Raw genomic sequence first — 13,462 nt, 5'->3', positions numbered from 1 at the left:
TGTTTTAACGTTTCAATTTTGTGGTAATATGAAAAAGTGCATCGCCTTGGTACACAACCGGCGATTGGTTTACATTAATAATATACCCCGTATGGTCAGCTTTTACAAAATAATTCATCTTGCCGTAAGGGTCGGTTATATTACCTAACAAATCACCTTTTTCTACTTTCGCATTTATTTTAACGGACGCTTTGAACATGCCTGAAAATTTAGCCCGAATCCATTTGCTTTCCTCAATAAAAACACAATCTTTTTTTGGTGTAGACACCTTAAATTTTGAGCTTAACATGCCCAAATGATGCAACACCCTTTTGGCACCGTTAACACCGGAATTGGTTACAATATCATCAATATAAAAAGACTTTCCGCCTTCAAAAAGCAACAAAGGCTTACCCAGTTTATAACAGGTATTTCTAAACGATTTATTTAGATTTTTTGAGTAAAGCACAAAGGGTGCACCAAAAACCTTTGCCAATCCATTAAGCTGTTTATTGGCCTTTGCGATACGCAATTGCGGGGCATTAAAACGTCCCGAACCACCTGTATGAAAGTCCATAACATAATCTACATGCGGTACAATTTCCGTTATTAGTTTGTGGGCCACACGACTTGCCAACGACCCGTTTTTAGACCCCGGAAACACTCGGTTTAAATCACGGCCATCGGGGAATTCCCGTTTTAAATTTATAAACCCAAAAATATTGATGATGGGCATGCAAATAATGGTTCCGGACTTTGGTTTGTTAATGCCTTTGGCAATTAACTGCCTTACAATTTCAACGCCATTTACTTCGTCGCCATGTATGCCAGCAGTAAATAAAACCGTTGGCCCCGGCTTTTTTGAGCGCTCAATAATAATGGGCACATTTACAGGCGATGAGGTGTGCAAATTGGCAACCACAAAATTCACTTCTTTGCGCTCTCCCGGTTTAATGGGTTTGCCTAAAATGGTAAGTATATTGGTTTCGGTACTCATATTACAAATATCATTTATTAAATGAAATTAGCGTCTGTTTCGTTCAATAAAAGTAATAATAGCTTTGGCAATATTCCGTCCGGTAGCGCCTTCAATTCCTTCTAATCCGGGTGTCGAATTCACTTCTAAAAGCAATGGCCCACGTGCCGATTGCAACATATCAACACCGCAAACCGGAAGCTTTAAAGCCTTAGAGGCATTCATGGCCAATTTAAGTTCGTCGTGGTCCAGTTTTATAATATTTGCCGATCCGCCACGGTGTAAATTAGACCTAAACTCGCCTTCCTTTCCTTGGCGTTTCATCGCGCCAACCACTTGTCCGTCAACCAACAAAACCCTTATATCGGCACCTTTGGCCTCTTTTATAAATTCCTGAACAATAACACGGGCCTGCAAGCCATTAAAGGCTTCCAAAACCGATTCGGCCGCATTTTTGGTTTCGGCCAAAACCACACCCAAACCCTGTGTGCCTTCCAGTAACTTTATAATTACGGGCGTACCGCCAACGTGTTCTATAACTTCTTCCACATCGCGCGAGTAATTGGTAAAAACGGTTTTTGGCATACCAATTCCCGCTTTACTTAAGCGTTGTAAACTTCGCAGTTTATCCCTAGAGCGCTGTATGGCATCAGAGGTTACAATGGTAAACACGCCCATTTCCTCAAATTGTCGCACCACAGCGCACCCATAAAAGGTAACCGAAGCTCCAATTCTTGGTATTATCGCATCCACATAATCCAAATATCTGTCCTTATAATATATGGTGGGTTTTTCGCGTTCTATTATAATATCGCATTTCAAAGGGTCAATCACTTCAACTTTATGCCCGCGCTTTTCACCTTCTTCAACCAAACGTTGGGTCGAGTATAAATGCGCATTTCTAGAGAGTATTACTATATTCATTCTACTTTTTTAAATTAAAGGACACATTTTCAACATCCACATCCACTAAAAATTTTCGTTTTAAAAACTGTCTCCCAATAAGCACCGGAAATTTCATATCCTCGCGCGTGCTTAAAGTTAAGTTAATCTTATAAGACTTTCCAAAAAATATAACTTCCGACTTTATTTTATACCTATTTTCCTTAAAACCATTACTACTTTTTACGTTGGTGCGCCAAAACTCATTAAACACAATTTCGGTTTTACCAAAGTTTTTGTGCACCTCGCTGTTAAAAATACATCGCAAGCGTTCGCCCTCTTCAATAATCTCAGAGCAATGTATCGCCGATGTGTAAGCACCGGTATCAATTTTTACATCAATATTGTGCAAGCCCAGTTTCGGGAAATCCACAATATCAATACGTCCTATAACTTTTTTGGTCATTTTTTTATTTATAATTTGGGCGTTACCTAAAGGTCGGGCTTTCCGTTTCAAGTCCGCGCTCGTGCCTCGCTGTGGGCTTTCCTCTGCAATCCCTAACGCGGGTTAGCCCGCGGTTTTCAGTGCTCAATCGCAAGTTAAAACCTTGTTTGTCATCACAATAACTTCAATCAACTTTCAACCGTCTTTTGTTGTTTAAGTTTTTTAAAAAGTGGCGCAAGGTAGTAAATTAGTTATTCCAAAAAACCATTTTACATTAAAAGTTTAACACATTTATATAATTGTATTTTCAGTCCTAAAAAATTAAAATAATTACCTTTGGGAAAATGAGTAAACCTACACTAGACATACAATTAAAAACCTTACCAAATGCTCCCGGTGTGTATCAATATTTTGATGCCGATGGCACCATTATTTACGTAGGAAAGGCCAAAAACCTAAAAAAAAGGGTCAGTTCCTATTTTACCAAAACACACGACAATGGCAAAACCCGAGTACTGGTAAAAAAAATAGCCAACATAAAACACATTGTGGTCGATACCGAAACCGATGCTTTATTGCTCGAAAACAACCTGATTAAAAAACACAAACCACGCTACAATGTGCTGCTGAAAGACGACAAATCGTACCCGTGGATTTGCATAAAAAAAGAGCGTTTTCCCAGAGTGTTTTCAACCCGACGCGTTTTTAAAGATGGTGGCGAATATTTTGGTCCCTACACCAGCATGAAAACCGTTTCAACACTGTTGGATTTAATAAAAGGCCTCTATAATTTACGCACGTGCAACTATCATTTATCCGAAGAAAAAATACAAGCCGGCAAATATAAAGTCTGTCTAGAATACCATTTGGGGAACTGCAAAGGCGCTTGCGAAGGTTTGGAAACCGAGGCCGAATACAACGAAAACATAAAAGCCATTCGGGAAATTTTAAAAGGAAATTTTAAAGATTCGTTACAGCAATTTCGAGTGCAAATGAAACAATTTGCTAAAAAAATGCAATTTGAAGACGCTCAAAAAATAAAGGAAAAAATAGAGGTTCTGGAAAATTACCAAGCAAAATCCACCATTGTAAATCCTAAAATTAGCAATGTTGATGTGTTTTCCATAATGAGCGACGAGAGTTATGGTTATATCAATTTTCTGCAACTGTCTTATGGCTCCATTATCCGGTCGCACACCTTGGAAATTAAAAAGAAATTAGACGAAACCGACCAACAGCTTTTAGAATTGGCCATTACCGAAATACGGCAACGTTTCCATTCAAAATCAAAAGAAATCTATGTGCCCTTTAAAGTAAATTTAGGCGACGCTGTTAAAGTTACCGTGCCAAAATTGGGCGATAAAAAACATATTTTAGACTTATCGTTGCGCAACGCCAAGTATTTTAGAATGGAGCGTTTTAAACAAGATAAAATTGTAGATCCCGATAGGCACGTAAACCGTATTATGGCACAAATGAAAGCCGATTTAAGGCTTTCTGAAGAACCACGGCACATTGAGTGTTTCGATAATAGCAACATTCAAGGCACACATCCGGTGGCGGCCTGTGTGGTATTTAAAAACGGAAAGCCAAGTAAAAAAGATTACCGGCATTTTAATATAAAAACCGTTGAAGGGCCAGACGATTTTGCATCGATGGAAGAAGTGGTGTATCGGCGGTACAAACGCTTATTGGACGAAAACCAACCCTTGCCACAGCTTATTATTATTGATGGCGGAAAAGGGCAACTCTCTTCGTCATTAAAAAGTTTGGATGCTTTAAATTTAAGAGGAAAAATAGCGATTATCGGTATTGCTAAACGTTTGGAAGAATTATTCTATCCAGACGATCCAATTCCCTTATATTTAGATAAAAAAAGCGAAACCCTAAAAATTATACAGCAATTGCGCAACGAAGCGCATCGTTTTGGTATCGAGCATCATAGAAATAAACGCAGTAAAACCGCGTTAAATACAGAGCTTGAAACCATTGCTGGCATTGGCGAAAAAACGGTTGTCGAGCTATTAAGGCATTTTAAATCGGCTAAACGCGTTGCCAATGCCAAATTGGACGAGTTGGAAGCTGTGGTTGGTGTGTCGCGTGCGGAAAAGATTTATAATTATTATCATGGGAAGTAAAATTTTAAAAATAATAATTCTAGTTTTATTAGTCCAGAGTTGTGCTACATTTCAAAAAGATGTTACTAATCCAGGTTTTTTAACTGAGAGCAGTCTCGATAAATTAAATGGAAAATATGAAGCAACAAATATTAATTTTGATAGTATTAAAAAGAAACGATGGGAGCATAATAATTTCCTAAGAGAAATAGATCGAAAGCTTTTAAAAGACACATTAAAATTAGACACATTAAAAAGGTATCATTTTGAATTAAAATGCCTCAACCATAAAAGTATTAAAATTAGTTATCTGGAAAATGATAAGGTTTTTAGAGAAAGAACTTTAAAAGGAAAGTTTAAAAAAGATGGATATTTCTATCTGAAAAATAAAAACACAGGATTTTTGTTGATACCATATCTATTTGGGGCAATCGATATAAAAAGAACTCGAATAACACTATCAACGAACGAAAATTTAATTTTTGATGCTTCTAACCATAGATCTGGTGCAGCATTATTATTCGTTTTTTTAGATGGAAGAACTTGGAAGTACAGAGATGAATATAAGAAACTGAAATAAAAAGAACGATAACAAACCTCTAAAAAGCTAGCGCTCATTTGTAGCGAGTGCCCAAAGCTAGCGCTCGTTTGTAACGAGTACTTACAAAAAAAATCAAACCGCCACTCGTTATAAACGAGCGGTAGCGTAGCAGAAATAAGAAAAAGACAATTAACAACTTGAACAATAAAACAATCATATTTGCCCTATTTCTAATCGCGTCACTTTCCGCGAAAGCGCAAGCTCGTGCCACCCAAAAACACGATGTAAAAGTCGGTTTGGTATTAAGTGGCGGTGGCGCAAAAGGGTTGGCGCATATTGGCGTGCTTAAGGTTATTGATAGTTTGGGCGTTAAAATAGATTATGTTGCCGGCACAAGTATGGGCGCTATTATTGGGGCGTTGTACGCATCGGGGTATTCTGGAAACCAATTGGATTCCATCTTTAAAAAGGTAGATTTCGATAAAATTATAAGCGACGATTTACCAAGGTCGTCCAAAGCCTTTTACGAGCGCAATAACTCCGAAAGATACGCCATAACGCTGCCGTTTAATAAGTTGAAAATTAAATTGCCGTCGGCACTTTCAAGAGGTCAAAACACTTACAGTTTACTGTCTAAATTAACATTGCACGTAAGCGAAATTGAAGATTTCAGCAAGCTGCCCATTCCGTTTTTCTGTATTGGCACCAATGTGGAAACCGGCGAATCGGTGATGTTGGATCGCGGCAATTTAACCCAATCTATAATGGCAAGTGGCGCGTTTCCGTCGTTATTTCAGCCTGTAATTATCAACAATCAAGTGCTTATTGATGGTGGCGTTGCAAACAATTATCCTATTGACGAACTCAAGGCAAAAGGCATGGATATTATCATTGGTGTTGATGTACAAGACGGATTGGCCAATAGAGAAGAGCTTACCTCGGCACCCGAAGTATTGTTGCAAATCAACAACTTTAGGACCATAAAAGACATGAGAATAAAGGCCAAAAAAACCGATATTTACATAAAACCCGATATTACGGATTTTACCGTGGTATCTTTTAGCGAAGGCGAAAAAATTATAAAACGGGGCATAACGGCAGCTTATGGCAAAATCCATGCTTTGAAGGATTTATCGAAATACGATGAAAACAAACCGAAGTTTAAAGTGAATTTACACACCCAAGATTCTATAAAAATTAATTCGGTAACACTAAACGGAAACGATAAATATACACGGGCTTATGTTTTAGGTAAACTGAGGCTGAGATTAAATGAAAAAATAGCTTTTAAAGAATTTTATAAAGGCGTTAACAACCTGGTGGCAACCAACAACTTTGATGCGTTTCAATACCAATTCAACAAATCTCAATATAGCGATGGGTACGATTTAACGGCAACCGTTAACGAAACCAACATTACCACCTTTTTAAAATTAGGGCTGCATTATGACGATTTATACAAAAGCGCAGCGCTAGTAAACGTGACCAAAAAAAGGTTTCTTTTTGATAACGATATCGCATCTTTAGATTTGGTTTTTGGAGACAACGTGCGCTATAATTTCGAGTATTTAATCGATAAAGGATTTTATTGGAGTATTGGTGTACGGTCTCGCTTTAATCAATTTCATAAAAACGTAAACGCCCAATTGTTTTTTGATGACAATGAAATTGCAACAACGGGATTAAATAAAATAGATATCGATTTTCAAGATCAAACCAATCAATTTTATTTGCAAACCCTAATAAAAAAAGATTTCGCCTTTAGTGTTGGCGCAGAGCATAAACGTTTGGAGATAAAATCCGAAACAGTTCTCACCAATAATAGCGAATTTGTGTTTGAAAACACCGATTATTTTAGCGCTTTTGGCACCTTAAAACTGGACACTTACGACCATAAATACTTCCCCAAGCGCGGTGTGCATTTTAATGGCGACTTACACATGTATTTATTAGCTTCAAGTTTTAACGGCGAGTTTGAAGATTTCTCAATGGCCAAAGCAGATATGGGTTACGCCTTTAGTGTATCGGATAAATTAGCGATTAATTTAAAAACAAGCGGCGGTTTTAAAATAGGCGATAAATCTACACAATCCTTAAATTTTGCCCTTGGTGGTTACGGCAATAATTTGGTTAATAATTTTATTCCGTTTGTAGGTTACGATTTTGTGGCTTTAACGGGCAATAGCTACGTGAAGGCTCATTTAACCGCCGATTACGAAATATTTAAAAACCAGCATATTACTTTGGAAGGCAATTGGGCTAATGTTGATGACGATATTTTCGATACCGGCGAATGGTTTACACTACCCGACTATCGCGGCTATGCGTTGGGCTATGCTCTCGATACTTTAATCGGGCCCATTCAAGCAAAATTTAGCTATTCGCCCGAAGCCAAACAAAGCGTTTGGTTTTTTAACGTAGGGTTTTGGTTTTAGTAAGTGATTGTTTTTTACGATATTTGTAACATGATAGCACCATTTTGGGCAGATTTATTACAGTTTCTACACTACCTCATCAAGAGAAATCCTGAGTGAGAGCGCATTGTCATTCCTGCGAAGGCAGGAATCTTTTTAAATTCATTATCTTTATTTGAGTTTTAGTTATAATGCCTTACAACTTTTCATTTTTAATATTTAAATTATGCCTTTTTATCATAAACTAGGAAACATTCCGCATAAACGTCATATTCAATTCAAAAAACCAGATGGTAGTTTGTATTACGAACAGCTCTTTGGCACCATTGGATTCGATGGCATGTACACAAATAGCTACCACGAACAGCGTCCCACACAAGTAAAGGAAATAAAAAAACAATACAGTGTCGCTCCAAAAATAGCGTTAAAGAACAATCTAAAATCATATCGTCTAAAAGGCTTTCAAGTAAAACCGGAAAATGATTTTTTAGAAAGCCGAAAAACCGTGCTAATCAATAGCGATTGTGCCATTATATTAGCGGCTCCAAAACAATCCACACAAGATTATTTTTATAAAAACACCGATGCCGACGAATTGATTTTTATCCACAAAGGCACCGGTAAATTACGCACTATGTTGGGCAATCTCGATTTTAAATATGGCGATTACTTGTTGATTCCACGTGGCATTATTTACAAAATAGATTTCGACACTGAGGATAACAGACTGTTTATTGTCGAGTCCCGCCGTCCCATTTACACCCCAAAACGCTACCGCAATTGGTTTGGACAATTATTGGAGCACGCACCATTTTGTGAGCGCGACATCAGGCAGCCCCAAGAATTGGAAACCAATAATGAAAACGGCGACTTTTTAATCAAAGTAAAAAAACAAGACGATATTATTGAAATGGTTTACGCATCGCACCCCTTCGATGTGGTGGGTTACGATGGCTATAATTACCCGTATGCCTTTTCAATACACGATTTCGAACCCATCACGGGGCGTATCCATCAACCGCCTCCGGTGCATCAAACCTTTGAAACCGATGCCTTTGTGGTGTGCAGTTTTGTGCCGCGTTTGTACGATTACCACCCGCTGTCCATTCCGGCGCCTTACAACCACAGCAATATCGATAGCGACGAGGTGCTGTATTACGTTGACGGCGATTTTATGAGCCGAAACGATGTCGAGGCAGGCCATATCTCATTGCATCCCGCAGGCATTCCGCACGGGCCGCACCCCGGAGCAGCAGAACGCAGTATCGGCAAAACAAAAACCGACGAGCTGGCCGTTATGGTCGATACCTTTAAACCCCTAATGGTAACTGAAAAGGCCATGAAAATAGCCGATGACGATTATCATAAATCATGGCTTGAGTAAATTGTCATTCCGAACTTGTTTCGGAATCTCATCAACCATAACGTTCATTAAAATAATTTTTAGAAGCTATTTCCTGCTTTCCGCTGTATCTTTTTCTCGTGCCTCAAAAAAGGATGCCGCTTCAATCAGGGCTAAAAACATAACTATTCGTTATTAGCTAAACGACTTAACGAATAAACAAATAAACAATTTATCATGAGTAAAGACATAAAATCAGTAAACTACGGTTTAGAAAAAATATTTGAAGGCGCACAAGATTTCTTGCCGCTATTAGGAACAGACTATGTAGAATTCTACGTAGGCAACGCCAAACAGGCAGCGCACTTTTATAAAACCGCATTTGGGTTTCAATCGTATGCCTATAAAGGCTTGGAAACCGGCTCGAAAGACACGGTAAGCTACGTATTAAAACAAGATAAAATACGCTTGGTGTTAACCACACCATTAAACAGTAAATCCAAAATAAACGACCATATTGTAAAACATGGCGATGGCGTAAAAGTAATAGCCCTTTGGGTAGACGATGCTAGAAAATCTTACCAAGAAACAACAAGTCGCGGTGCAAAATCGTATATGGAACCAATCGTTGAAAAAGACGAGCACGGTGAAGTGGTTCGCGCAGGCATTTACACCTATGGCGAAACCGTGCACATATTTGTGGAGCGCAAAAACTATAACGGTACGTTTTTACCGGGGTTCCGCGAATGGAAATCAGATTACAACCCAACTCCAGTGGGCTTAAAATATATCGATCACATGGTTGGTAATGTAGGTTGGGGACAAATGAATACTTGGGTAAAATGGTACGAAGACGTTATGGGTTTTGAAAACTTTTTATCGTTTGACGACAAACAGATCCATACCGAATATTCAGCGCTTATGAGTAAAGTGATGAGCAATGGCAACGGCCGTATAAAATTCCCCATAAACGAACCGGCAAAAGGGAAAAAGAAATCGCAAATAGAAGAATACCTCGATTTTTACGAAGGCGCCGGTGTACAGCATATTGCCGTAGCGACAGATGACATTATCAATACGGTATCTCAATTGAGGGCAAGAGGCATTGAGTTTTTATCAACCCCACCAGAAGCTTACTATAAAGCTGTTCCGGGGCGTTTGGAAGAACACAGCCATGAGCTAAAAGAAGACATTGAAACCCTGAAAAGTTTAGGTATTATGATTGATGCCGACGAGGAAGGCTATTTACTGCAAATATTCACAAAACCGGTTGAAGATAGGCCAACACTGTTTTTCGAAATCATTCAGCGTATGGGCGCACGTGGTTTTGGCGCGGGCAACTTTAAGGCCCTTTTTGAATCTATTGAGAGAGAACAAGCTAATAGAGGGACGCTTTAAAAAACAAATTGCACGGTTACAACTCCGGTAAGCGTGCAACTTTCAAATTAAAATTAGCTCTATTTATAACCTATTTGATTCTTAAAATCAGATAGGTTTTTGCGTTAGGGATAGCAGTGGAAAGCCCACAGCGAGGCACGAGCGAGGACTTGTAGCGAATAGCCCGACCACTTGCCCTGAGCGCAGTCGAAGGGTTGTGGTAACGCCCAAATTGTTAAATTCATTTTTATTACATGTAACAAAAAAACGTTAAGAGCTTCTTATAATAACAGGCTGTGTAAAGAATTTTTATATTTTTGGAACAGTAATTGTAATTTCTTGCGTACAACAATAAATGTAAACTCTAAGAGTTACAATACCTATCACCCAATAAAGCATGAAAAAAACACTACTTATAGTACTCGCATTTGGCACAATACAAATGGCTTTTTCCCAACAGGAGTCTGCGTTTGGCGATGGCGAATGGTTTAAATTCAGAATGAGTTACAGCAACTGGCTGAAAGCTGGAGAGGCCACACTTACCGTTAAAGACTCAAAACTTAACAACAAAGATGTTTACCATGTGGTTGGCAAAGGAAAAACCACAGGTATGATAAAGTGGTTTTTTAAAGTCAAGGACCGCTATGAAAGCTACTTCGATAAAAACACCCTTTTGCCTTACAGATTTATTAGAGATATAGATGAAGGCGGGCATACCAAAGATATTGAAATTGACTTCGACCAAAAAAACAATAAAGCCCACGTAAACGATAAAAAACACAACAAAAAAACAGTTTGGAACACCAAGCCCAATATACAGGACATGGTGTCAACCTATTACTATTTGCGCAACAACATCGATGTGAGCACGTTAAAAATAGGCGATGAGTTTAAAATTGACATGTTTTTTGATGAAGAAACCTACGGGTTTAAATTACAGTATTTGGGCGAAGAAACCATAAGTACCAATTTTGGTAAAATTGAAGCCCTAAAATTTAGGCCTTATGTTATGGCAGGTCGCGTTTTTAAAGAAGAAGAAAGTTTAACACTTTGGGTGTCGAAAGACAAAAATAAAGTACCTTTGCGCATTAAAGCAGATTTAGCCGTAGGGTCTTTAAGAGCAGACCTTGAGGCTTTTAAAGGCTTAAAACATCCATTCCAAATAGTTGTTGAAAATTAAAGAGATTTTGAGTACAGATATTACCAACCAGCTTAAAGAAAAATACGAGGCGATTGACCAAGATTTAGAGGTTCATCTTGAAGGTCTTTTATATAGCAAACCCATAAACTATTGGGACTATATTCAAACCGATGCCTTATTGAATTTACAAGTACAGCGCACCACCTTGCCAGACGAGATGGTGTTTATCATGTACCATCAAATAAACGAGCTGTTGTTTAAAATGATACTTGGCGAGATTGAACAAGTGGCAAAACACGACGCTGTTGATGCCGAATTGTTCACCTCAAAACTAATGCGTATTAGTCGTTATTTTGATATGCTTACATCGTCTTTTACTATTATGAAGGATGGAATGGACGTCGATCAGTACAATAAATTCAGAAAAACATTAACACCGGCAAGCGGATTTCAAAGTGCGCAATACCGAAAAATTGAGTTTGCTTCAACAGAGCTCATCAATCTTATAGATAACAGGTTTAGGGATTCTATCGACAGAAACACCTCTTACGAACATGCGTTCGAACATTTGTATTGGCAAGCCGCCGGAAAAGATTATAAAACAGGAAAAAAAAGCTATACTTTAACAGCTTTTGAAGAACGATATAAAGAAGAGTTTATTAGATTTACCAAGTTTTACAACACACATAATTTATTATCAAAATTTAGAAAACTTCCAAAGGAGGTAAAAGCGGACGAAAGCCTAATAAAAGCCATGCGCCACTACGATTATACGGTAAATATAAAATGGGTTATGGCACATTACAACACCGCAAACCACTATTTAAATATAGGCGGAAAAACAGCTGAAGCTACCGGAGGAAGCGAATGGGTGAAATACATGCATCCAAAATATCAAAGAAGAATATTTTTTCCAGAATTATGGACCGAAAAAGAATTACGAGAATGGGGAACAAATGTTTAGTACTGGCTGTTTTAGCCATAACCATTATGGCTTGCAAAAAAGACAAACCCGAGCCATTACCGGTTTTTCAAGAAGAGATTGCTATAGTAGAAAAACCAAAGGAAGTTTTTGAGTTTGGTTTTAATTTAAACGACTATACAGTTAAAAGAGACACCATAAAAAAGGGAGATACTTTTGGAGTTATTTTAGAGCAAAACAACATAGGCTACCCAAAAATATTTCATATTGCTGAAAAAGCAAAAGATACTTTTGATATTCGTAGACTCCAAGTGGGTAAACCGTATACCATGTTGTTTTCCAAAGACTCTTTAGAGGTTCCAGAGAGTTTTATTTATCAACCCACAAAAGAGGAATATGTGGTTATAAACTTCAAGGATTCCATTCACGCTTTTAAAAGCCGGAAACCCATCACTTATGTTGAAAAAACATTGTCTGGCGTTATTACAAGTAGCATTTCTGAAACTTTGGACGAAAAAGGGATAAGCGCAGTGTTAACCAATAAATTAGCGGACGATATTTATGCTTGGACGATCGATTTTAGGAGACTTCAGAAAGGCGACCGTTTTAAGGTAATTTATACTGATAAGTATATTGACGATTCTATATACGGCGGCATACACGACGTAAAAGCAGCTTATTTTGAGCATAATAAAGAACCTTTTTACGCTTTTCAATTTGAAACAGATTCAACCAAGGGCATCATAGATTACTTTAATCATGAAGCTAAAAATTTACGAAGGGCTTTCTTAAAATCACCTATTAAATTTGGCAGATTATCTTCTCGATATAATTTAAAGCGAAGAATTGCATATTATGGCTATAAAATAAGACCACATAGAGGCACTGATTTTGCTGCCCCTGTTGGAACCCCCATAATGGCGACTGCCAATGGAACTGTTACGGCTTCAACACGAAGAGGTGGTAATGGTAAATATGTAAAAATAAGACATAATGCCACCTACGAAACCCAATATTTGCATATGAGCAAACGCTTAGTTAAAGTAGGGCAGTTTGTAAAACAAGGCGATATTATTGGAAGAGTAGGTATGACAGGTAATACCGGCGGACCTCACGTGTGTTATCGCTTCTGGAAAAACGGAAAGGAAGTCGATCCTTTTAAGCAAAAACTTCCGGAGGCAAAACCCATTTCGGATTCATTAAAATTTCAATTTTTAGAATATATCAAACCTATAAAATATAAATTGGACAATATTCAATTTGAACCGGAAATTCCTGAAAATCAAGACCCGGAACAAACTATAATTACTCCAGCAAATTCATAAT

General features: G+C 38.0%; 11 protein-coding genes. 8 read left to right on the top strand and 3 right to left on the bottom strand.

The annotated features are described in order from the left end of the window. Positions 1-4: 4 nt before the first annotated feature. From RNZ47_RS04240 to RNZ47_RS04230, 3 genes are read right to left on the bottom strand one after another with little or no spacing between them, the layout of a single operon-like run. A complete protein-coding gene (locus RNZ47_RS04240) occupies positions 5-976 on the bottom strand; it encodes a succinylglutamate desuccinylase/aspartoacylase family protein (RefSeq protein WP_311936887.1) in 972 nt (323 codons plus the stop codon). A gap of 27 nt (positions 977-1,003) precedes the next feature. Continuing rightward, on the bottom strand, positions 1,004-1,879 hold the full coding sequence (gene rimK, locus RNZ47_RS04235; protein WP_311936884.1) for a 30S ribosomal protein S6--L-glutamate ligase: 876 nt from the start codon (positions 1,877-1,879) through the stop codon (positions 1,004-1,006). Between the two features lies 1 nt (position 1,880). Beyond that, a complete protein-coding gene (locus RNZ47_RS04230; protein ID WP_311936881.1) occupies positions 1,881-2,303 on the bottom strand; it encodes an ATP-dependent zinc protease family protein in 423 nt (140 codons plus the stop codon). A gap of 323 nt (positions 2,304-2,626) precedes the next feature. On the opposite strand from RNZ47_RS04230, the gene uvrC reads away from it, so the two are divergent. The 8 genes from uvrC to RNZ47_RS04190 all read left to right on the top strand — a co-directional run bounded on the left by uvrC (position 2,627) and on the right by RNZ47_RS04190 (position 13,461). Next, entirely contained in the window at positions 2,627-4,420 is a 1,794-nt protein-coding gene (uvrC, locus tag RNZ47_RS04225) for an excinuclease ABC subunit UvrC (protein WP_311936878.1), read from the top strand. Then, the gene (locus tag RNZ47_RS04220) at positions 4,410-4,979 is read left to right on the top strand and encodes a hypothetical protein (protein ID WP_311936875.1); all 570 of its coding nucleotides are present in this window, start codon (positions 4,410-4,412) and stop codon (positions 4,977-4,979) included. Before uvrC ends, RNZ47_RS04220 begins: the two co-directional genes overlap by 11 nt. Positions 4,980-5,137: 158 nt before the next feature. Further along, positions 5,138-7,375, top strand: a complete 2,238-nt coding sequence (locus RNZ47_RS04215; RefSeq protein ID WP_311936871.1) for a patatin-like phospholipase family protein — start codon at positions 5,138-5,140, stop codon at positions 7,373-7,375. 205 nt (positions 7,376-7,580) lie between these two features. After that, complete coding sequence (locus tag RNZ47_RS04210) at positions 7,581-8,738, top strand: homogentisate 1,2-dioxygenase (protein ID WP_311936867.1); 1,158 nt, start codon at positions 7,581-7,583, stop codon at positions 8,736-8,738. Between the two features lie 195 nt (positions 8,739-8,933). Further along, positions 8,934-10,094, top strand: coding sequence for a 4-hydroxyphenylpyruvate dioxygenase (hppD, locus tag RNZ47_RS04205; protein WP_311936864.1), 1,161 nt, complete (start codon positions 8,934-8,936; stop codon positions 10,092-10,094). 376 nt (positions 10,095-10,470) lie between these two features. Then, a complete protein-coding gene (locus RNZ47_RS04200; RefSeq protein WP_311936860.1) occupies positions 10,471-11,253 on the top strand; it encodes a DUF3108 domain-containing protein in 783 nt (260 codons plus the stop codon). A gap of 7 nt (positions 11,254-11,260) precedes the next feature. After that, positions 11,261-12,178, top strand: coding sequence for a tryptophan 2,3-dioxygenase family protein (locus RNZ47_RS04195; protein ID WP_311936856.1), 918 nt, complete (start codon positions 11,261-11,263; stop codon positions 12,176-12,178). Next, complete coding sequence (locus RNZ47_RS04190; RefSeq protein WP_311936852.1) at positions 12,160-13,461, top strand: peptidoglycan DD-metalloendopeptidase family protein; 1,302 nt, start codon at positions 12,160-12,162, stop codon at positions 13,459-13,461. Before RNZ47_RS04195 ends, RNZ47_RS04190 begins: the two co-directional genes overlap by 19 nt. The last annotated feature ends 1 nt before the right edge of the window (position 13,462 follow it).

The sequence above is a fragment of the Hwangdonia seohaensis genome, assembly GCF_031932625.1.
In the GTDB taxonomy this organism is placed as follows: domain Bacteria; phylum Bacteroidota; class Bacteroidia; order Flavobacteriales; family Flavobacteriaceae; genus Hwangdonia; species Hwangdonia seohaensis.
This window is presented reverse-complemented; position numbering and strand designations above follow the sequence as displayed.